Source organism: Microcoleus sp. N9_A1, assembly GCF_036701795.1.
Lineage (GTDB): Bacteria > Cyanobacteriota > Cyanobacteriia > Cyanobacteriales > Microcoleaceae > Microcoleus.
The window spans coordinates 44,041-66,540 of the sequence record NZ_JAUBRI010000033.1; the positions used below are offsets into that span (position 1 = coordinate 44,041).

A 22,500-nucleotide genomic window follows, 5' to 3' on the forward strand; every position below is an offset into this window, starting at 1 on the left:
TAGCTTTAGTAATGCTGATTTGGAATTGACTTTTGCGATCGCCTCCAATTTTACTTAAATTTTACCGAAATAAATCTCGGTGCGCGGCCCCTCAACCGTCTGACACCAGCCAGCTAGCGCCTGCGAATCCTGCGCCCCCAAGCTCTCAAGTAAGTGGCCGCGGGGAATTGATAAAATTCGCCTACCAACCACAGCACTATGCCTAAATGGGACAAAAAGGCTAAACCAGTCCAAGCTGCGGGCAGCCACGACAACCGGCTGCCGGGAACCGGGGGAAAGTAGTAAGCTGAAAGTCCGAGCAAGGTGGTAGGAAGGAAGATTAGCCCGATCGCTGCGGCAAAATAAGGCCATCCGAATTCTACGCCTTCGAGGTGTGCTCCTATCCATTTTTTGCCATTCCAGTGCCAAGTTACCGGCGGCTGGCGATCGGCCATTTGGAGCGATTGCCTTTCTTCGCTGGCGGTAAAAATGTGCTGGCAGAAGTTGCAAGCTAGAGCTTCCATCATCGGCATCGTAGCAATTTCACCGGTGCGACAGACGGGACAGGGATATGTATCTTGAGAGTTGAAAGGTCTGGTTGATTTTTTGAAAGTTTGCATGGATCGGGCGGTTTGTCAAGATATTGAGCGATCTTAACAGAGTTGGGTGAGGGCGGGTTTTTGTAAGTCGCAGAATATTTGATAATTGGGTGGGGGGGGGTTGATCTATTCCTATGGTTCTAAGTAAAATAATATTGGTAGGGGCGGGTTTAGCCCAAAAAACTGTAAAATCACGAACAATCTACAGGCTAAACCCGCCCCGGCCCAACGCAAAATCCACAGACTTGGTGCAATATATCAAGGAGAAGAGAGAGGGCGGGTTTTGAATGAAATTATTGGTTGGGATGTTATGGATTGTGACTAAACCCGCCCCTACGAGTGCCAAAATATATGTTAATCAGAAAAACGTCTGTAGCTGATTATGAAATACGATCCAGACAAACATCACCGTCGATCGATTCGTCTCAAAGGATACGATTATACACAAAACGGAGCATATTTTGTCACTATTTGTACGTGGAAGCGCCAAAATTTATTTGGCGATATTGTCAGTGGCAAAATGCAGTTAAGTCGTTATGGTGAAATCATTGAGTTATATTGGGATAATTTGATTAAACATCATCGCCATGTTGAATTAGATCAATTTGTTATTATGCCGAATCACGTTCATGGCATTATTTTATTAACGGATAACCAAGTGATTGCGAATAATGATTTGTCGGCTAGACTAAATCAATTCCGCCCCCAGCGTCACGGGATTCCAGAAATTATTCGTGGTTTCAAAACATTTTCAGCCCGCAGTATTAATAGACATCGCAAACTGACTGGTGTTTCTGTATGGCAGCGCGGTTATTATGAACATATTATTCGCAGTCAAGAATCATTGCAGAGAATTCGTGAATACATTATAAACAATCCTATGAATTGGGAAGACCGGGATGAATTGCATCCTAATAATATCTGTAAATGGGATGGAAAAATTAGAGATTTGGGATGGCAATTGGATTTAAAGTAGGGGCGGGTTTAGCCACAATCTCTAACATCCCAACCAATAATTTTATTCAAAACCCGCCCTCTCCTCCTCCTCCTTGATCTATTGCACCAAGTCTGTGGATTTTGCGTTGGGCCGGGGCGGGTTTTGCCTGTAGATTGTTTGTGATTTCACAAGTATTTTCGCTAAACCCGCCCCTACCGTTTAATGGTGGAAAAAAGCGGGTTTTGCCTGTAGATTGTTTGTGATTTCACAAGTATTTTCGCTAAACCCGCCCCTACCGTTTAATGGTGGAAAAAAGGCGGGTTTTGCCTGTAGATTGTTTGTGATTTCACAATTTGAGGGCTAAACCCGCCCCTACCGTTTAATGGTGGAAAAAAGCGGGTTTTGCCTGTAGATTGTTTGTGATTTCACAATTTGAGGGCTAAACCCGCCCCTACCGTTTAATGATTTATAATGGTGGATGATTTGGATTAATTGCGGTGATTGTTGCTGTACCGAATTCTGGCTCCTGCCCAGTGAAGTTTTTCCCTCAAAGTGTTGTAATAAGAATAGTTTTCCCGCAAAATGATAAACTTGGCTTCGCAGTCTGCCCTCCGCACGTCTACGCGCTGTCCTGGCCAAATTGCAGTACCTAAAATGCCGTCTGTCCAGAGTTTGGTACTGAGTTCGTAATCTGCTAAAGGCCAAATGCTGACAACTGAACCGGGCGGCAGGACGATCGCTCGACTGGATAAACTCAAAGGGCAAATCGGAGTAACTGCGATCGCGTCCATTCCCGAGTGCATAATCGGCCCATTGGCAGATGCAGTGTAACAAGTCGAACCGGTGGGAGTTGCCACAATTAAACCATCGCCTTGATATTGATCGACTACTTCGCCGTCAACTTCCATTTCTAGAATACAGCTCGGCATTCGATCGGCAGAAGCAGGTTTGACACACATTTCATTTAGTGCCAAAAATCGATCGCTTTGGGGTTCCAGATTGGTTCTGTTTCCCTCAAAAACCGTCGCCTGCAACATCATCCGCTTCTGCACAGCATACCTATCTTCCGAAAGTCTGTCCCAAATCTCCTCAGTATTTTGGAAATCCTCAAAAGACTCGGTTAAAAAACCCAGATGTCCCCCCACATTCGCCGCCAAAATCGGGATGCCGTCAGCAGCTAAATTCCGGGCCGCAGCCAGGGCCGTACCGTCGCCCCCCAGAACCACTGCTAAATCAATTGGACTGTTACTAGAAGCTAAAAACACCGGATACGGATTATCTTTCGCGCCACTGGGGCCCATCAAAACTTGACACCCGCGACTTTCTAACTGGCGGGCACACTGTTCTGCCCACCGTTGGCTGAGGGTATCTCTGGCTTTGTGGGCGATAATTACTTGTTTTAGTTGCACAATGAATCAATCAATTTTAGATTTTAGATTTTGGATTTTAGATTATTAGATTATTAGATTATTAGATTTTAGACTAGACTAGATTGCAAAACTCGCAAAGTATCTTGAAATTATCTGCGTTTATCTGCGTTTATCTGCGGTTTCCCTATCCATCAAAGATTTATGCAATAAGTCTAATTGATATCTTGCAGCATTTTTCACAATTTCGAGGCAGAGCCTCCGGATCTGCGTTACCAGGTTCTGCCTGGTAACGAGGAAACGAGAAATGAGAAAAAGAATTCTCTCCCTCTCTCCCACTCCCTCCATTACCCCTCGCTGCGGCTGGATTTGGGCCGCGGCCAGATAATGCTCGAATCGGCCGCGAGTAGGCGAGAAACTGCGATCGCCCCAAAGCGGTTGAGGTGGCTGGGGTCAACAAAATAGTCGTTACGGCCCGGCCACCGCTGCGACAAGTCGCGGAAAGCGAAGCCTTTTTGCCGCGAGAGTTGCTGCATTCGCTGCCGGAACTGCTGTTCTGCCCACAGGCGAGTTCCGTCTAAGTAGTCGTTGGTGAGAGGCAAATTAACGAAAATTAGGGGAATTTTGCGAGCTTTGGTAAATGCTACAACTGAATTAAAGGCTGTTGCTTGTTTGCCTCCGAGGTTGAAGTTTTCGTAGTCGCGATCGTACTGGCCTGAAACGTAAGCGCGTTCTCGATAATAAGTGTTGGGATTGTACTTGCCCGACATAGCCATGAATCCGTTGGAGTCGATCGAATCTGCCAATTGGTTGACTTGTCTGAGGGCTACTGTTGTTGGTGGCGCTGCATTATTAGCAACAGGCAAGATGCCTGTTCCACTAGACATAAATTTGACTGTGGGGTGGGCATCTTGCCCGCCCCTAAAAGCAACAGGCAAGATGCCTGTTCCACTAGACATAAATTTGACTGTGGGGTGGGCATCTTGCCCGCCCCTGAAAAGTCGATCGACAGAGGTAAATGCTTTACCGAAAGTGTTTTTAGCGCAGGGCTGCGGGAATCTGTAACACAGCGGAATCACGTTGGGCTCGTCGGACTCCAGTTGGGGGCGAATGCCTGCTGCTAAAAGTTGACTGCCTTCGGAATCGACGATCGAATTAAAAGTGCGATCGTCCCGGCCGCTGTTAAATCCCCGCACACCGTCTGCCCAGACAATCATTTGAGGCAAATGACCGGGCTTCAAAAGCCGCCGTAGTTGAAAGTCAACTACTTGTGCAGTTGCGCCGTTGACTGAAAAGTTAAATACTTTTAAGCCCGGACGGCCGCTGGCGGCCAAAGATTGTTTTAGCTGTTTGGGATCTACGCCCTGCAATGCCCGGGAACTGCCGACAATCAAAACATCTGGCGGCCCGACAGTCGCAACGTAGGATAGGTAAAGTTCTAGTTGTTCGTTGAGTAAATCGCTGCTGAAACTGACTGTACTGGCTTGCGATCGGGTTGCGCTCGCTTGCTGTTGGGAATAAACCAGGTTTCTCATGTACTCGATTACTTTTTTCTCAGCAAACGCCCGTCTGGGACTGCCGGGGGGAACCGCTTGCATCCAGGCGACGGCCTGCACCCACAGGGCTGCTACTTCGTCCCAGTCTTGTTTTGAATTGGCTGATTGAGCCAAATTAGAAGCTTCGGTGGCAAAGTTAACTGACTCCGCAAATGGGTCGTTTCGGGTGCAGGAGGCAACGCTGACGGATTTTTGGGCTTGGTTGGCGTTTTTAGCTAACACAGAGGTTGGTGGCTCCGCTAGGGCTGCAGGTTCGATGGTGTTAGATGCCCCAGGGCTGTTGGGCTGGTTGGGTTGCGAACATCCGGCTGTTAGGGCGATCGCGGTTGCGGCGCCGCAGGTAAGTTTTAAGATGTTAATGGTCAGGCTAGCAATATAGCGGCGAATCATACAGCTTTCACCGTTGGCGAAACATTAGTAGATATTACCGCAAACGGCCAGATGTGTCTGGCGGCGATCGCGGCCTTAATTGCGTATTTCTGTGTGGGATTCGATGACTGCTTCGGCTTGCAGGGCGATCGATCGCAATTTATCAAGCGTATCCTGACTCGCACTCTGCCACAACCCCCGTTGACGAGCTTCTAACAATCTTTCCGCCATATCACGCAGCGCCCAAGGATTATTTTCCTGGATAAATCCCTGCACTTTTTCATCAAAAATGTAAGCCTGTGCGATTCCCTCATACATAAAATCTTCAACACAATTTGCCGTAGCATCGTAAGCAAACAAAAAATCCACCGTTGCGGCAATTTCAAAAGCACCTTTATAACCGTGACGCATCGCCCCTTCAATCCATTTCGGATTTACCGCCCTGCTGCGATAAACCCGCGCAATTTCTTCTTTCAGTTGTCGCACTTTCGGATTTTCGGGAATCGAGTTATCGCCGAAATAAGTTTCAGGATTTTTGCCTTGCAAATTGCGAATTGCCGCCGTCATTCCACCTTGGAATTGATAATAATCGTCGGAGTCGAGGATATCATGTTCGCGATTGTCTTGGTTTTGCAGAACTATTTGCATTTGGCCGAGGCGTTGTGTAAATGCTTCGGGCGCGGAACATCCCCATTCACTCTGTTTAATTCCTGCTACATCTCCCGGCAAATTTGAGGAACTAGAGGAAGTATAGGCGTAACTGCTCCAATTAATGTAAGCTTTTGCTAAATCAGAATCGTCTCTCCAGTTTTGAGCTTCAATTATGCCCTGAAGTCCCGCACCGTAAGCCCCCGGCTTTGAACCAAAGACTCGAAATTGCGATCGCACTTCGGCCTCTTCTCGACTCAAACCCGCCGATTCCCAATCCAAAATCTCTTGTTTAACTTGTGCTGCTAAAGGATTATCTTCCGCTGGTTCGTCTAAGTTTGCTACAGCTTTCACCGCACTGTCAAACAAATCAATTAAATTAAAAAAAGCATCGCGAAAAAAGCCAGAAATCCGCAAAGTCACATCAACGCGCGGCCGCCCCAAAACAGCAACAGGCAAGATTTCAAAATCTACAACCCGGCGCGAAGGCCCATCCCATATCGGTTGAACTCCGATTAATGCTAAGGCTTCGGCGATGTCGTCTCCCCCTGTCCGCATTGTCGATGTTCCCCACACTGACAAACCCAAAGTTTTGGGATATTCGCCATTTTCTTGAGTGTATCTTTCGATTAAAGTTTCGGCCGCAACTCTGCCAACTCTCCAAGCGGTTTCTGTGGGAATGGCGCGGATATCTACTGAGTAAAAATTGCGGCCGGTGGGCAATACATCGGCTCTGCCGCGGGTGGGCGCGCCGGATGCGCCGCTGGGGATGTGTCGCCCATCTAGTCCGCGCAACAGGTTAGTAATTTCTTGGTTTGTTTGCAGCAGTGAGGGTAAAAGATAGTTGGCAATCCAATCTAATTCTTGTTGAGTTGCTTCTCCTATTTGGAAATTTGTAACCGCAGATGGACGCTGATGAACGCGGATATTTTCGATTAAATTGTCTACTAATTCAGCGGCTTTTTCTTCTAATTCGGCTGTTAAGTCGCCTGCTATAGTTAAGGGATCGAAATCTAGGTTTAAGTCTTTGGCGAGGGAGCGGGTTAAGCCTGCGCGATTTGTGCTAGGATGGCGGGCGATCGCAATTATCAAATCTCGCAACTGTCTACCTTCAGGACATTGACCGAAAATGTGCAATCCGTCGCGAATTTGGGACTCTTTGAGTTCGCAAAGATAGCCGTCGGTGCGAGTGATGAATTCGGTAAATTCCGATTTATTGAGTTGGATACCTAAGTCTTTATCTAGATTTTCCTGGTTGGTGAGGGCTACAATGCGATCGCGAATCATCGGTAATCTGGACGGATCTAAGCTTTGGGCTTCGCAATATTCGTCGATTAAGGCTTCCAATTGCTGCAACGGCCCATAAAGTTCGGCGCGAGTCATCGGCGGGGTCAGGTGGTCGATAATCACGGCTTGCGATCGTCTTTTTGCCTGGGAACCTTCCCCCGGATCGTTGACAATGAAGGGATAAAAATTCGGCATCGCGCCTAATGCTACTTCGGGATAACATTTGTTAGACAAGGCGATACTTTTACCGGGAAGCCATTCTAAATTCCCATGTTTTCCCGCATGAATTATCGCATCAATTCCTAATTTTTCTCGCAGCCAGTAATAGTAAGCTAGATAATTGTGAGTTGGTTCTAAATCTGGGGCGTGATAGTTTAAGGCTGGGTCTAGTTCGTATCCCCGCGATGGTTGAATTCCCACAAATACATTGCCGAATTGAATTCCTGGAATCGGAAAAGAGGTATTGTTAGCGATTAAATCCTGTGCGTGGATTCTGGGAATTCCCCATCTTTTAGAAATACCATCTTGTACTTCCTGCGGCAAAGTAGCAAAATATTTCTGATATTCTGCTAAATCCAAAGATTGATTAACAGGCCGCAATTCGCGTCCTTCCGGGTCATTTGTCACGCCCGAAGTCAGCAGTTCAATTAACTCATTACCGTTAGCCGGGATATTTTCAACTTGATAACCGGCTTGCTGCATAGCTTTGAGGATTTCCACACAGCTAGCGGGCGTATCCAAGCCGACACCGTTGGCTAAGCGGGCGTTGCGAGTGGGATAGTTGGCGAGAATTATGGCGATGCGTCTGTTGGCGGCTGGGGTTTGTTTCATTTTCACCCAGTTCGCCGTTAAATCTGCTACGAATGAAATGCGATCGCCCGCTGCGACATATCCTACCACATCTGTTTCTAATTCATCGTTCCAAGTCTGTACGGCTTTAAAAGAAACAGCCCTAGTAATGATTTTTCCGTCTACTTCGGGTAATGCTACATTCATCGCCACATCGCGGGGCGAAAGTCCTTGTAATTCAGTTTCCCACTGTTCCAAACCGCCGCCGCTGAAGATTGCTTGCAAGATAGGAACATCTAAGGAGTTTAAGCTGTTTTGTTCCGGCTCTTGACTGCTGAAACCGGAGACTGCAAAACTTGTGGTGTTGAGCAATAATTGAACGGGTTCAGATTCTTTTGGTTGAAAATATTCCAGCAATTCTATTTGCAAATCTGGTTCCCGCAGAGAAGACACAAAGACGGGAACCGGTACTAAGTTTCGCTCTGCTAGAGCTTGACAAAGTGCATCAATCGGTGCTAAGTTTCCTGATAAATAATGAGCGCGATAAAATAAAATTCCCACTTTAGCTATAGTGGGTAAACCCGGAGATCCCCCCCAGCCCCCCTTAATAAGGGGGGAGCAAGAAGTTGTCAAAGTCCCCCTTCTTAAGGGGGATTTAGGGGGATATGAATCTGATTGAAAAGTTTCAAAACACGCCTCCCCGCGCCCGATCCAATCATAAATTCCGACGCGGGAAACTGTTTGAGGTAGCGGTGGATTGTAAGCAGTTTTCAGGCAAGTATCGGCGGCAAATTTTAGTGCATTAACAAAATTTTGGACTCCACCTTCTGTGAAATAGCGCCACAGTTTATTGACTGCTGACAGCGATACATTGGAATGGCTGATTAAATCGGGATCGGGACTGTCTTCTCCCGGCATTACAATCAGTGAGGCGTTAGTTTTCTGCACAGTTTCCCGCAGAATTTCTAACCCGTAAGACCAATAAGAACGCCCTCCTAAAAGTCTTAAGATTATGACCTCTGCGCGTTCTAAAACTTCCTCAGCATAAGTATCAATTGTTAATTGTTGCTGCAACTGAAGCAGGTTTACTGCCCGCACTTTGGGAAATTTTGCCGGCATTTTGGATGCGGCGGCTGCGAGAGTTTGAATGTCGGTGTCAGCAGCACTAATAAATACTATTGGCGCTGGGGTTTGCTGAATAAAAATTACTCCTTCTGCTTGAGGGTTCCAACCTCCGGGTGTGGCAGCTATTTTGTGCATTATTTTTTTTTATGTTAATAAATAGTGAGAGAAGGTGCGATCGCCTTGAGTATAACATGACTTATACATCAATAGAGGCTAGGGCTTGTTTCCAACCCGGACATCCCCGGCAAACCGAGAGAGGGCGAGCACGGGGGCATCGCCCCTACATTTGGGGGGAGAATGGGCGTCAAAGTCCCGGAAATCTCAACCTATAAACTGATAAATAAAACTCCCAAAATCATAATTCCGGCCCCTAATAATCTTTGTTGAATATCTTTTTCCTTAAAAATGAAATGACCGAACAATACACCCATTAACACGCTAGTACGCTTAATTGCGATCACTTGCACTACCAAAGTTAATGTCAAAGCTTGCATTTGAAAAATTATTCCAATAGCATTGAAAAACCCCATAGCCGCTAGCATTGGTAATTGTTTGAAAATTTGTCGCCCTGGATTTGGGGTTTTGTGCAATAAAACTGGCAGTAGCAAAACACTCATGGTACCAAACAAAGAGAATACCCAAAAAATAGGGTGGGAATTTGTAACTCCTATTTTGTCAAAATTTCCGGCAATACTCCATAGAAATGCGACGATTAACATCAATTTTGATCCTGGTTCATCCAGCAGTGCTTTAAATGGGGCTAAATATCCTTTAGATTTATCTTTGATATTTAATAAATAAGAGCCTGCTACGATTAGTAAAATGCCAATATAATCAAAAAATTGGGGATATTCACCGACAATTAACGGTGAAGTTACCAACATGAATAATGGTGTCAAAGCTAGCAGCGGTACTGTCAGGGATAAATCTGATACTTTGAGGGCTTTGATGTAGAGGAGGGCTGTGACAGCGTTGATGCTACCTCCGATTAGTAGGGCGAGCCAAAATTGAGAGTTTAATGCTGGAATTTCTGTAGAGAATACCCAGGGAATCAAAAAAATGACTGAAAAAAATGAGAGAGACCAAGCGACAACATATTCGTCACTTTTTTTGAGATTTTGTTTGCCAAAAACATCTTTGACGGCTTCAAAGAAAGCGGTCAAAATTCCAAAAATTAACCAAGTCAACCTAAATATGCGCTCCTGACTCGCTCGTCGTTTAGCAAATCTGCTCCTATACCTGTGAGAGTAATATTACCAGCTTCTAGTACGTAACCCCGATCGGCAATTTGGAGTGCTAAGTTGGCGTTTTGTTCTACCAACAGAATTGTAACGCCCGTAGAGCGCAGGTTTTGAATAATTGTGAAAATTTCTTTGACGATCGCAGGTGCTAAGCCTAAACTCGGTTCGTCTAATAATAGCAGTTTCGGGCGGCTCATGAGCGCGCGGGCGATCGCCAGCATTTGCTGTTCCCCACCGCTAAGGGTTCCAGCTAGTTGAGTGCGCCTTTCTGCTAGGCGCGGAAATAGCTCGAATTGGCGGGCTAAATCAACTTTGACGGCCGCAAAGTCCGATCGCACGTAAGCCCCCAATTCCAAGTTTGTCAACACCGTCTGCTGCGCCAAAACCCTGCGCCCTTCGGGACTGTGGGCGATGCCCAATTTTACCACTTCGTGAGCTTGGCGGCGCGTAATATCGCGCCCGCTATAAATAATTTGTCCTTGTTGCAAATTAACTATTTTAGAAATTGCTCTCAGCGTCGTACTTTTCCCCGCACCGTTAGCGCCGATGAGACTGACAACTTCGCCCGCATTAATTGTCAGATTAATATTTTGTATGGCTCGAATGCCACCATAATTTACACAAAGGTTTTTTAGTTCTAAGAGGATGTTTTCTTTGGCTTGGATTGGGCTGTGTTGCATTTATTGTAACTTTTAATTTGAGGTATATTCTGATTTGCGGTTGGGCGGGGGCGGGTTTATGATATCGTGGATTTTAGGCAATTATTGTCGGTGAACCCGCCCCTACAGAATGGGTGAAATTGGTACCCAATGTGAAGGAATTTTATCTAATTTTAATTTATTTAATTTTCATCTCCCAAATAAGCCTCAATCACTGCCGGGTCATTCCTAACAACAGCAGGTTCTCCCAAGGCAATAAGCTGACCGAAATGCAGCACCGCAATTCGATCGCACAATCCCATAACTAGCGGTACGTGATGCTCGATCAATATTACAGTTAAATTGAATTGTGCGCGCACTTCGCGGATAAATTCACTTAACTTGTGCTTTTCGCTGGGATTCATCCCCGCCGCTGGTTCATCTAACAGCAATATTGTCGGTTCTAGGGCTAGGGCGCGGGCGATTTCTAAGCGCCTCTGGTCGCCGTAGGGCAGGTTTTTGGCTTGTTCGCCCGCGCGATCGCCCAATCCGACTAAATCCAACAATTCCCGCGCTTTCCGCTGGGTTTTGCGTTCCATTGCGTTAGACGCTGGTAAGCCGAAAATCCCCGATAGTAGCGATAATACCGGATTTCCAGAGCGACTGTGGATGTGTCGGGCGATCGCCACATTCTCCAAAACAGAAAGTTCGCCAAACAACCGAATATTTTGAAATGTTCTGGCCATACCTTTATTCGCAATTTGATAAGGCCGCAATTTAGAAATATTTTCGTTTTGATAAATCAGATTGCCACTAGAGGCAGGTATCAGTCCAGTCATTACATTAAATAGAGTTGTCTTGCCCGCGCCGTTAGGGCCGATCAATCCAAAGATTTCGTGTTTTTCAACTGTAAAAGATACGTCATTCACGGCAATTAAACCACCAAACCGGCGAGTTAATCCTTTGGCTGCTAAAACAGGATTGCTTGTTGAGAGGGTAAGGGGTTCGGAAATCATAAAGAAATCATAGAATATAAGATATCTAATTATGCCTTAGACTGCGGAATCTTCTTAAAGTGGCGCTTTTTAAGCAGTATTTAGGGCGATCGATTTCACCACGGACAAGCACAAATTTAGATCGCCCAGAGTCCTGAAACAGTTTGATGAGAATGTATACACAATTATTCTAATGGCTGAGACGGCTCATCAAACACAAGGATTCTAGCCCATGACGAAGCACTGCCGACAAAGATTAGCTGCCGTAATTGCTCTCTCGTTTCTATCTTTCACATCGCCTTTGCTGTTGACTCGCAATGCTGCGGCTGGAATTGGGGACGAACCCACAGCTAATCCCAAACAGATTGCCTCCCTTACCGAGAAGTCAAACATTAACGATGAAACGGCACTTGATCCAGCTATTAAGCTCTTACAAAAAATAGGTCAACCAGCCATCCCTGATTGGATGGAAGCTTTGCAGGATCAGAATTTGTCAGTCTGCCAGAGTGCTGCTGAGGTTCTAAGACAAATTCGTCCTCCTGCTATTCCTGCCTTTGTCAAAACCTTGAAAGACTCAGATGTGTCGGTTAGTGCAGAAGCTAAAACTTCACTGCCACACCTAATTCTCTTGCTGAAAGACTCCGATGCAAATGTGCGTAGCCGTGCAGGCTATGCTTTGGGAAGGATTGGTGCAGAAGCTAAAACTGCTGTCCCGCACCTAATTCTCTTGCTGAAAGACTCCGATGCAACCGTGCGTAGCCGTGCAGCCAATGCTTTGGGAAGTATGGGTGCAGAAGCTAAAACTGTTGTGCCGCAGCTAATTCTCTTGCTGAAAGACTCCGATGCAAATGTGCGTAGCCGTGCAGACTATGCTTTGGCAAGGATGCGTGCAGAAGTTAAAACTGCACTGCCACAGCTAATTTCCCTACTTCAAGACTCAGATGTAACTGTGCGTAGTAGTGCAGCCTCTGCTTTGGGAAGTTTCGGTGCAGAAGCTAAAACTGCACTGCCGCAGCTAATTGTCTTGCTGAAAGACTCCAATCCAAATGTGCGTAATAGTACAGCCTCTGCTTTGAATAAAATCCGTGCAAAAGCTTAAACTGCACTGCCGCAGCTAATTCTCTTGCTGAAAGACTCTGCTTTGGGGATGATTGGTGCAGAAGCTAAAACTGCACTGCTGCAGCTACTGGCTGTTGACAAGGTGGAATTTAGATTTAAATACTGACAGAATCGGCGCTAATTATAGCAATATGTACATTAGCAAACCAGACCCGGATCTTTGCAAACAAATCCGTGCGTTTGATCAACAATGTCAGGCTTTTACTTACGTGCGGCCGGGATTGGATGGCGCTTGGTGTTATTTCTAGAATGGTGTGCCGTCGCCAAGTCTGAGAGAAGGCAGGATTTCTAGTGTAAAACCAAGGCGTTAAAGAAAAACGGAAGCAGAATGTTCTTAAAGTTTCCCTTTTTAAGCTCAACTTCCCCCCACGGGGAAGTTAAACTCAACTTCCGAAGCGATTACCACAAAGAATTGGTTTAAAGCCTCTCCCTGATCGGGAGAAATTAAAAGAAAACTATTCATTACTCCAATCCTCTTGCTTCTAGGTAGAGGTCGCACTCATCTGTCAACTGTCAACTGTCAACTGAATGAAAGAATTTCATCGACTAGAACACCACGGATGTAACCGTTCACGGGGTTTAAACCCAGACTTGAGAAAATCGCAGAGTCCGATTAAGGTAAGCCAGTTACATAATTCCTAAGCAACTCCGGTTACAGCTTAGTTCTGTGGACTGGGAATCTTGCTGAGAAATAATTCCTTAGTCCGAGAATCGCGATCGTACATATGTATAACAGGAACAAGCCGATCGTCAACCATCACTTTGTCATCCTGAATCTCCCAATCTCCCTCATGATCTCCACACAGTGTGAGGACGGCACCACTCTTCAAATTATGTTTCACCGTTTGGTTACTGGGAAATTCATAGTTAATCACCTTATTGAACATTGCTTGATCTAGAGGCTTACGACGATGGCGTTGAGCCTCCAACACCATTAATTCAATTAATTGCATCATGAGATGGTTTCCTCCTAATACTGTCCCTGCACAGAGTATAGGTTTTCCCAACAGTTCTTCAAGAGTTTTTTTTCCATAAACAGCACTCAACCATTCACTATCTACATTTTCTTTAGTGGGCGGCCCAAAATAAATACCTGCTTCTTCAAAAACGTGAAGCTTACTAGAGTCTAAGTCATGAAAGGGAGAAGCTTGGAAAACAACATCACGCACATCTGAAGTCATAACCATTCGATAACTGGAGTTAACCTTAAGGAATGTATGGTAAGTAATCCACCGACCTGCTAGTGGATGAATCCAATTGGCAACCGTACTCCTATAATCCTCCTCTAAGTAGGTACGGTTAGAGCCTGAACTTAGTCGAATTAAAGCTTGCAGTCCCACCATCTTTGCGTGATAGATTAGATTTAGGATTTTTGAGCTAGTAACCCATTTCCACACATTTTCAACTGGTATAAGGGTGATATTTTTTTCTAGAGCTACCTTTGCGAACTCATCCCCTAAGGCATTAATAAACACAACAATATCAACTTTATCGGGATCACAATGCTGACGAGTGGATACAACGAACCTGTAGAAATCATCGAATTTACAGTTTGTTGCATAACCCATTATTAAGTCTTTCATTGTTTGTTACCTCAAAATCAGTAGATGTAAACAGTAAAGATACTAACAGAGTCTTAATTGAGTCCGGGTATAGCCGTCTAACCGTTGACCCAAAACGCCTTCTGTGATCACCAAAAATTTGGCATAGCCACCACTAATTGTGTCGCAGATATTGGGTAGCAGATGTATAATGCATGATTCCACTTAACTTACCACAAATAGCTCGTGTATGTCAACATCTTTTTACTGCCCGTCGTCATTTTTTTTTGGTCGATCGAATTCGGCGCACCATCAGACTCAAAAATCTGAGTGTTCGCACTTAAAACTGTTACCTACATTACATACTAAAACACCTGATAAGTCTCCCCAAAAAACTCAAGCCAACCCTCGGAGCGAGGTAATAATTTTTATTAAAAAAAGCAGTGGGCGATCGTTATTTAGTAAAAAATATCTAGCAAAAATTTCCGGTGCAAAGGATAGCGACGTTCTGCCACAACAAATCACATCGCGTTATAATGTAACAATTACCGCAATGCCTGAATCTCCTGAACATCTCGCAGGGATAATTGTATAACAATGTACATACCAGACTCGCAATCTTCCCAAGCAAAAGTGCTGCCGACGATGTACGATCTACCCAGTGAAGACCCGGAGGAAGCCGGTTTGCCTGACGAATATCATCGGTGGCAAGCACAACTTTTGTGCGATAGCTGCCTCCCCTCTAATTATCCAGCCGATCGGGTATTCTCTGCCAGCGATCTGAATCTATACTACGACTCCAACCACCTCAATTGGTACAAAAGACCCGATTGGTATTTAGTTGTCGGCGTTTCTAGATTTTACCAAGACAGAGACTTGCGCCAAAGTTACGTAATTTGGGATGAGGTGGTAAGTCCTTTAATTGCGATCGAATTTCTATCACCAAGTACGGAAGATGAAGATTTGGGGCTAACAGAATCCGAACCAAACAAACCGCCGACTAAATGGCAAGTTTACGAGAAAATTTTGAAAATTCCTTATTACTTTGTTTTTAGCAAATACAACAATCAACTGAGAGTATTTCGCTTAATTGGCAACCGTTACCGCGAACAATTGTTAACAGGTTCTCGATTCTGGATACCGGAAATACAGTTAAGTTTGGGTTTGTGGGAAGGTGCTTTTCTCCAAAATCAAAGGTTGTGGCTGCGCTGGTATGATATTAATGGCAATTTGATTCCGACTCCTGAAGAATTTGAAAGACAGCGAGCTCAATTGGAAAGTCAACGAGCTGAATTTGAAAGGCAGCAAGCTGAAATAGAAAGACAGCAAGCTGAATCGGAAAGTCAACGGGCTGAATCGGAAAGACAGCGAGCTGAATTTGAAAGACAACGAGCCGAATCGGAAAGTCAACGGGCTGAATCGGAAAGTCGACGAGCCAATCAATTGGCCGATCGACTGCGAGCAATGGGCATTAATCCAGATGAGCTGTAAAATTAAGTAGCAGCATGAAATGGTGCAAGCTGCAAGCGGTGTCAATAAAAACTTATTAACAAAAAATAAATTATGCCTGAATCTACCTCATTGCGCGATCGCTACCTAGCCCTAATCGACAAAATTGTCGAAATCACCCTCAAAGGTCAAATTCGCTCCAAAGAACAAGTTTATCAAATGCTGGTGCAAGACATTAGTACCGGTACTGGCGAAATCTTTGAACGCTGTTTCGGCGAACGCCTTGATGCCGCCGAAAATCAACTCAGGAATGAAAAAGACGAAATCAAACAAGCAAAGGCAAATCGCAGCCTGCGAGCGCTCAAAACCATCCAAGGAGAATGGGAACGCTGGCAGAAAGATAACCGCGTCGATCGCGAAATTGCATCTTCCATCCAACAAATCCTTACCGCCGAATCCAACGGCCACCTCCTGGCAATATTGCAAGTAATCGATCCCAATAAAGAACATCCGCTGACTCTCGCTCAATTGCAGCAATTGGCAAAATCTCTGCACCAACAAATGCTGCAAACAACTAATCCCGAAACCGAGCGAGATTTGCAGCAAATTACCGCCGGTATTGCCAAAGGTTTAGAATCTTGGCAGCGGTTGGAACCGGAACTCGTCGGTTGGATTTATCAGCCGCAGCAGCTAGGATTCGCTGGCAGTCCCGAACAAAATGGGCCTTGGGCTTTTTGGGCAAAAAAGGTTAACAGTCCGTTGCCTCACGCTCTTTTGCACGCTATTTCAATCGGTGAATCTATAGTTGAATTTGCAGCAAAGCAATCTGCTGTAGAAATTGGTACATTGGTGGAAATGGCGATTATTTTGCAGTGCTTGCAACGGGCGTTGGCGACATGGTTTGATAAGCAAGTTTATGATTCCAAAGTGTCAACAAAGGCTTCAATTTCTACTTACATTACTTTTGCGGTAATTTGGAGTCAACTAGCTAGTGGGTTTAATAATTCTACCAAGAGCGGCGAGCAGTTGGCAAATGCTTGTTTTCAAGTAACTTTGCAAATTTTGCGCGCGTTTTCTCAGCGAGAATATTTTCCGCTTTACGGGGGAATTTTTGCTTCATTTGATGGTAAAGCTCTGCGGCATACTTTGGATTATTTAGATGAACCGCTGCGGCGAGTTGAAGGCACTCAAGCGAAAGCTCGGATTCTGACGCTTTTGGGTTATTCGATGCAGGCGGCTGGGGCCTACGAGCGATCGATCTTGCTGCACAAGGAATCGCTGGAAATTGCCCGTCTGGAAGGAGATAAAGCTTGCGAAGTTGCTAATCTCAATCACATCAGCCGCAACTATGTTGCTCAAAAAAATTATCAAGAAGCGATTAATTACAGTCAGCGGGCTTTAATTATGGCACGACAAGCGGGAGAGCGACAAGGCGAGGCAAATGCTCTGGCTAATTTGGGTTACAGTGAAGTCTTTCAAGCGCGGCAGTTGGAGGAGGTGGAACCGGAGGTTTACGAGAGTGCGATCGGTTATTTGGAACAAGGTTTGTTGCTGTCTGAAAAATTGGGGGACAGGCAAAGTCAAGCTTTTTGTTCCAGCAGTCTCGGTATTGCTAAAATTGCCCTGGAAAATGCTGAAGGTGCGATCGAATATTTGCTCAAAGGTTGGCAAGCTGCCCAATTTTCTGGCGACTTGTATTTGCAAGGCCTGAATTTGGCTTATTTGGCTCAAGCTTATTACAGAATCAACTCACTAGAAAAAGCGATATTTGCGGGTAGCTTGGGGATGTATACTTTGGAGCAAATTGGAGCGATGGAGTGGCGTCAATCGGCTGGTTTGTTGACAATTTTGCGGGGTCAAATGGGGGCGGAATCTTTTAAACAATCTTTGGCTAAAAGTCGAGCGAATATCATTCCGGCGATCGGTGTTGATGGCTACGATTACATCCCGGAGTTGCTGGAAAAATATCAGCAATCTATTTAATATCAAATCAGGGTTTGTTATCCATTTTATAGATCAGCGGTTGAAACCACAGCCCCTTAATCACTCGGCGGTTGAAACCGCTCCTTGTCAAACGAAGTCTGCCTTCGCAGACTAAGAGATTCTTGAGTCCGCGTCGGCGGACTTTGTTTTTGTAGCCGCGATTTCAATCGCCGGGAATTGATATTTTTCTACTCGATCACAACTAATGCTCAACTATCACCGGTGTGCCAACTGCGACTTTCTCAAATAAAGCCTGTGCATCTTTATCAAACATCCTCACACAACCGTGAGAAGCCGCCCCCCCGATCGACTCTGGATTCGGAGTACCATGAAAACCAATCACATTCTTGCCATCCGTCCAAAACCCCATCCACCTACTCCCTAATGGATTGTCTGGCCCAGCAGGAATAAGTTCTCCTGTCCAAGGATTTTGCCAAACTGGATCTTTGATCATTTGCATAACTTTAAAATTGCCTGTAGGAGTTTCCCAGCCGCCTTTTCCCACAGCAACCGGGAAACTGGTTTGCACCTTATTTTGTCGGTAAACATAGACGCGGCGTTCTCGCAATTTCAGGACTAAACGCACTTCCTCAATAGGATTTACCGCAGGCTTGGGTTCCTGGGGAATATAACGAAATGGTTCTCCCAGGGGCGGCAGTTCTGGGGTTCCGAGATTCGGCAATTGTGTCTCGGATGTGGGCCGCTGCGCTGCGATCGCACTATTACTTGAATTAGCCACCACTTCGGCAGTCGCCTGCTGCTGTATGCCGACCGACAGCGCGGCTGCACTCAAGCTCAGTACAATTAACTTGTTAAACAAAAATTTGCTCTTCACCATTGTTTTGTTCGCTAAACTCCTCACCAGCAGTTCCTACAAAGTTCCTATCTAATTATCCGCAAATCGCACCCGATCAGAAAAATTTTGAGATGGCTTTTTGACGGCCACTGCGCTGCACAGTTTTTAGTTTAAATTCCACCACTGATAATTTGTAACTCTACACAAAGCTTAGGCAATAATACTAAAACCACAAGGTTTTTAGAAGGGGATCAGTGGAGTTACGCAATAGAATGTCGTGAGAAAACCCGGTTTGTGCGTAAATATTGCCAGAAAATGATTAAATTATACCTCCGACTAATTTGATTTTTTAGCCATAGCCGACTGGCGATCGAGTATTCAAAATATGGCGCTGCTGTATCCGGCAAGCACAATCTGTCTTTGGGTAGAGTTGCCCCCAGCAACAGTTAGGTTGGCGGAAAAAAACTGCTAAGGTCGATCGAACAAACTCAAATATATCACGCCAACACTCTATAGATGCGAACCGCTGAACTTGTTGTAAATCGGGAACTTATGATGTAAAATTAAGTCTTTCAATACTTGTTCGATAATCTTTTTTTGAGATTGTCATAAATTTCCTACTCTGGGGATTAAACTGGATTAGGTATAGAGGTTGGGACTTTCGCGCAGCGGAAGCAAACCCGACCCTGAATAGCAGTTAATGTGAGGTTTCAATGCGTCTTCAGAAGATCAAATTATTGACAGGTGCAACCCTGTCGGTGCTAATTTCGGCGGTTTCAGTACATCCTGCGATGGCTAACCCTGCAACTCAAATAGCCCAAACGCAGACCACCACAACAGCAAGCACTCGAACCATTACCGGTTTTGTCAAAAGTATTGTCGGCGACGTAGTAACTATTCGCGAAGAAAGCGCGCCGTACAGGACTCTCAGGATTCAAAGATGCGTCCTGAGAATTATTGGTCTAGTACCGGGAATGAAAGTCAGAGCCACCGTCGCCGGATCTCAGATCCAAAATATCGCGGTGATCCCCGATTATAAGGTGGTAGCCACAACGGTTGTTCGTCCCGCAACCCCAGCACCGGCACCGCGTCCGGCCCCAGAACCGCCACCGCGTCCGGCTCCTCGTCCAGCTCCGGCTCCGGCTCCGATTCCGGCTCCCCGTCCAATTCCGGCTCCTGCTCCCCGTCCGGCTCCTGTGAGAGGACTTTGGTAGAGCGAGGTTATACTATTTTCGATTTTTGATTTTTGATTAGAGAATTGGGAATGACCAAAAGCAATGTGGTCACCAGCGGCGTGATTCATTCGTGGAGCGAGAAAAAAAGCTCGAATCCTGATCGCCAGCCCTCGGAGTTATCAGTGGGGTCGCTTTCTTCAATTCTTTAATCTAAAATCTCAAATCTCAAATCGATTGACTGATCAAGCTCAAGGTTTGGATCACTCGCCTACACTTGCATTCTTTTTGGCAACTGGTATCAGTAAATGGAATTAAGCCACCGCGTCGGCGGTGGCTTAGCTGTTTAATAGCAGTTAGAATAATAGAATTGTCCAGCAATTGTGGAGCAATCGCTGCTATGTATTACCTGCGTTTCTTGCTGCTAATTCTGCTGTTGCCGATGATGGCGTGCGATCGAGCTACAGATGCGATCGCCCCTGCTGTGGACGACAACGGCCCCCTGTCGCAAATTCCCTCCCGTGCACCGGTGGTAAATGTTGGGACAAATCAAATTGTACCGACCAAACCGCTGTCGCCGCAGCCAATCCGCATTGTTGCAACTTCTTTGCCGCAGCCAGGAGCCAGCGACAGCGCCTCAAAACCTCCTCAAGTAGTACCGATTCCCGCATCGCCCGTCCTGCGAGTGCCTCCTGGCTTTGTCGTCAACGTTTTTGCTGACAATTTAGACGCTCCCCGATGGCTGGCTTTGACGCCGACAGGCGATGTTTTGGTAACAGAAACGCGCCAGAATCGGATTACGCTGTTGCGAGATGCCAACCGCGACGGCGTTGCTGAGGTTCGCAAGACTTTTGCAAGTGGCCAAAACGGGTTAAATATTCCCTTTGGTATGGCTTTTGCCGATCGCTATTTTTTCCTCGGGAATACCGCTGAAGTCCGCCGATTTCCCTACACAAAAGGGCAGGAACAATTGACAGGTACTGGTCAAAAAATTGCTGATTTACCGGGCGGCGGCTACAACCAACACTGGACGCGAAATGTTGTCGTTTCCCCAGACAATAGCAAGCTTTTCGTCTCAGTTGGATCGCAGTCTAATGCCGATGTCGAACCGCTGCCGAGGGCGTCTGTTCAAGTGATGAATTTGGACGGCCAAAACAAGCAAATTTTTGCTTCCGGTTTGCGAAATCCCGTGGGATTGGATTTTCACCCAAAAACCAATCAACTCTACACGACAGTCAACGAACGCGACGGTTTGGGAGATGATTTGGTGCCGGATTACTTGACAAGAATTCGTCAAGGCGAGTTTTACGGCTGGCCTTACACTTATTTTAAGCCGAATTTGCTCGACCCGCGCCACGCTAGAAACGGCAATAGCGATCGACCTGATTTAGCGGCTAAAACATTAATGCCGGACGTGCTGTTTCAGGCGCACTCGGCGGCTTTGGGGCTTCAGTTTTACGACGGCAAAACGTTTCCCAAAAGATTCCTGAACGGGGCTTTTGTGGCGTTTCGCGGCAGTTGGAATCGCAACGCTGGAACTGGTTATAAAATCGTGTTTGTACCTTTTAATGCGGCGAACGGACGCCCTCAAGGTTATTATGAGGATTTTCTGACTGGTTTTCTCACAGATCCGTCGGGCCCGAAAACTTGGGGGAGGCCGGTTGGTTTGCTGGTTTTACCTGACGGGAGTTTGCTGTTTACTGAGGAAGCGAATAACCGGATTTATCGAGTGCAGTATCGCGGCTGACGATTGGGCGATCGATTAGAGCCCGACTTTTTCAAGAATTCGGGTATCTGGTTTTTTAGTCAGCTTCAAACCTTGCTAAGTTGAGATTCACCGGAAAGTTTTTGAAAAATTAATAACCTATCTTCTGCCGCAGTTTCGCGATTCAAATCAGACAGTTCGTAATAGGAATCTGTTTCGGGCAAGTAGATTGCAGGTAAATTTTCAGGCAGGATTAAATAAGTGTTTTTCACCTGTAAATCATTGTCTATATCTAATGAATAGAGAAATCCGTCAACAGGATTTACAATTAACTCGTGCAATGAAACTTGTCCCTCTATGTAAAGCTTCAGAGTTAGTTGTGCAACTCTGAAAACCAACCACCGATTGTACAAATTATCTACATCGCACCAAGAATAAAGATAGCTATCGCCGTATTCATTCTCAAAAAGCGATAGTAGCGGGCCGTCGAAATACTCTAAATTGACTATGCTTCTGAGAGTTAGAGGAAATTTACTTAGTTTAAATCCTATTAATTGTTCCATATATTCTTGGTGTTTGAAGCACATATTGATAATTTAAGTAGCCTAAAGGTTTTGGGCACGCGCTTTAAAATCCCGAACCAGGTTGTCTCAGAAACTCTGCTTCTTCGGGGGTTGTTTCGCGGCCGAGAATTTCATTGCGGTGGGGAAATCTCCCAAAACGCTCGATTATTTCCCAATGCTTCTGCGCGTATTCAATGACTGAATCGCTGTCTGTATCGCCGCTGAGTTGGCGAAATAGTTCGACATATTTTTGCTGGTTTTCTAAGTTTTCGCTGTGTTCAAAAGGCAGATAAATAAACCATTTTTGTACAGTCAGCAATTCGCGATCGAAGTTATGATTAAGAGCGTATTCGGCGGTGGCTAAAGCTTTGCTGTCTGTGGCGAATGCTTGAGGCGTTCCGCGAAACATATTGCGCGGAAATTGATCTAGCAGTAGAATTAATGCTAGGCAGTTGTCGGGGGAATCTTGCCATGAATCGAGTTTACTGGAGGCGGCTAGTTCGTATTGCTGCATAAAGCCCGATCGCACTTCTGCATCAAAATCCGCATTTTTTTCAAACCATTTCTTTTGAACTTTGCCAAACTCAGGAGAGTGCGATCGACCAAACCAAAAATCTAAAACTTCATTCATTAGCAATCTAG

General features: G+C 45.6%; 18 protein-coding genes. 7 read left to right on the top strand and 11 right to left on the bottom strand.

Going from position 1 to position 22,500, the window contains the following annotated elements:
* Positions 1-113 precede the first annotated feature (113 nt).
* Positions 114-599: a hypothetical protein gene (locus tag QUA58_RS16690; RefSeq protein WP_333252533.1), complete on the bottom strand. Its 486-nt coding sequence runs from the start codon at positions 597-599 to the stop codon at positions 114-116.
* Between the two features lie 361 nt (positions 600-960).
* Between QUA58_RS16690 and QUA58_RS16695 the strand changes: the two genes are divergently transcribed.
* Positions 961-1,554 (top strand): transposase, encoded by a 594-nt coding sequence (locus QUA58_RS16695; protein ID WP_333252537.1) that lies wholly within the window; start codon positions 961-963, stop codon positions 1,552-1,554.
* Positions 1,555-2,003: 449 nt separating this feature from the next.
* On the opposite strand, the gene QUA58_RS16700 is transcribed toward QUA58_RS16695, so the two are convergent.
* The 6 genes from QUA58_RS16700 to QUA58_RS16725 form a co-directional block, all read right to left on the bottom strand.
* On the bottom strand, positions 2,004-2,924 hold the full coding sequence (locus QUA58_RS16700) for an NAD(+) kinase (protein ID WP_333252541.1): 921 nt from the start codon (positions 2,922-2,924) through the stop codon (positions 2,004-2,006).
* Between the two features lie 305 nt (positions 2,925-3,229).
* Positions 3,230-4,828, bottom strand: a complete 1,599-nt coding sequence (locus tag QUA58_RS16705; protein WP_333252542.1) for a hypothetical protein — start codon at positions 4,826-4,828, stop codon at positions 3,230-3,232.
* Positions 4,829-4,903: 75 nt separating this feature from the next.
* Entirely contained in the window at positions 4,904-8,791 is a 3,888-nt protein-coding gene (cobN, locus tag QUA58_RS16710; protein WP_333394940.1) for a cobaltochelatase subunit CobN, read from the bottom strand.
* Between the two features lie 191 nt (positions 8,792-8,982).
* Positions 8,983-9,843, bottom strand: coding sequence for an EamA family transporter (locus QUA58_RS16715; RefSeq protein WP_333252545.1), 861 nt, complete (start codon positions 9,841-9,843; stop codon positions 8,983-8,985).
* Positions 9,840-10,577, bottom strand: coding sequence for an ABC transporter ATP-binding protein (locus QUA58_RS16720; RefSeq protein ID WP_333252546.1), 738 nt, complete (start codon positions 10,575-10,577; stop codon positions 9,840-9,842). Before QUA58_RS16720 ends, QUA58_RS16715 begins: the two co-directional genes overlap by 4 nt.
* A 161-nt stretch (positions 10,578-10,738) precedes the next feature.
* The gene (locus tag QUA58_RS16725; RefSeq protein ID WP_333252547.1) at positions 10,739-11,551 is read right to left on the bottom strand and encodes an ABC transporter ATP-binding protein; all 813 of its coding nucleotides are present in this window, start codon (positions 11,549-11,551) and stop codon (positions 10,739-10,741) included.
* 211 nt (positions 11,552-11,762) lie between these two features.
* Here QUA58_RS16725 and QUA58_RS16730 point away from each other — a divergent pair, with 211 nt between their 5' ends.
* Both QUA58_RS16730 and QUA58_RS31565 read left to right on the top strand, forming a co-directional pair.
* Positions 11,763-12,629 (top strand): HEAT repeat domain-containing protein, encoded by an 867-nt coding sequence (locus QUA58_RS16730; RefSeq protein WP_333252548.1) that lies wholly within the window; start codon positions 11,763-11,765, stop codon positions 12,627-12,629.
* A 151-nt stretch (positions 12,630-12,780) separates the two neighbouring features.
* Positions 12,781-12,897, top strand: a complete 117-nt coding sequence (locus QUA58_RS31565; RefSeq protein WP_445243676.1) for a hypothetical protein — start codon at positions 12,781-12,783, stop codon at positions 12,895-12,897.
* Between the two features lie 411 nt (positions 12,898-13,308).
* On the opposite strand, the gene QUA58_RS16735 is transcribed toward QUA58_RS31565, so the two are convergent.
* Positions 13,309-14,232 carry a hypothetical protein gene (locus QUA58_RS16735; RefSeq protein ID WP_333252549.1) on the bottom strand — a complete coding sequence of 308 codons (924 nt, stop codon included), beginning with the start codon at positions 14,230-14,232 and terminating at the stop codon, positions 13,309-13,311.
* 555 nt (positions 14,233-14,787) lie between these two features.
* Between QUA58_RS16735 and QUA58_RS16740 the strand changes: the two genes are divergently transcribed.
* Positions 14,788-15,681: a Uma2 family endonuclease gene (locus tag QUA58_RS16740; RefSeq protein ID WP_333394941.1), complete on the top strand. Its 894-nt coding sequence runs from the start codon at positions 14,788-14,790 to the stop codon at positions 15,679-15,681.
* 72 nt (positions 15,682-15,753) lie between these two features.
* Positions 15,754-17,622: a tetratricopeptide repeat protein gene (locus QUA58_RS16745; RefSeq protein WP_333394942.1), complete on the top strand. Its 1,869-nt coding sequence runs from the start codon at positions 15,754-15,756 to the stop codon at positions 17,620-17,622.
* Positions 17,623-17,824: 202 nt separating this feature from the next.
* Here QUA58_RS16745 and QUA58_RS16750 read toward each other — a convergent pair whose 3' ends face one another.
* Positions 17,825-18,460 carry a L,D-transpeptidase gene (locus QUA58_RS16750; protein ID WP_333252552.1) on the bottom strand — a complete coding sequence of 212 codons (636 nt, stop codon included), beginning with the start codon at positions 18,458-18,460 and terminating at the stop codon, positions 17,825-17,827.
* A 671-nt stretch (positions 18,461-19,131) separates the two neighbouring features.
* Here QUA58_RS16750 and QUA58_RS16755 point away from each other — a divergent pair.
* A complete protein-coding gene (locus QUA58_RS16755; protein ID WP_333252553.1) occupies positions 19,132-19,632 on the top strand; it encodes an autotransporter in 501 nt (166 codons plus the stop codon).
* Positions 19,633-19,990: 358 nt separating this feature from the next.
* The gene (locus QUA58_RS16760; protein ID WP_333394943.1) at positions 19,991-21,337 is read left to right on the top strand and encodes a sorbosone dehydrogenase family protein; all 1,347 of its coding nucleotides are present in this window, start codon (positions 19,991-19,993) and stop codon (positions 21,335-21,337) included.
* A gap of 65 nt (positions 21,338-21,402) precedes the next feature.
* On the opposite strand, the gene QUA58_RS16765 is transcribed toward QUA58_RS16760, so the two are convergent.
* Both QUA58_RS16765 and QUA58_RS16770 read right to left on the bottom strand, forming a co-directional pair.
* Positions 21,403-21,858, bottom strand: a complete 456-nt coding sequence (locus QUA58_RS16765) for a DUF6575 domain-containing protein (protein ID WP_333394944.1) — start codon at positions 21,856-21,858, stop codon at positions 21,403-21,405.
* Between the two features lie 64 nt (positions 21,859-21,922).
* A complete protein-coding gene (locus tag QUA58_RS16770) occupies positions 21,923-22,489 on the bottom strand; it encodes a DUF924 family protein (protein WP_333394945.1) in 567 nt (188 codons plus the stop codon).
* Positions 22,490-22,500: the final 11 nt, after the last annotated feature.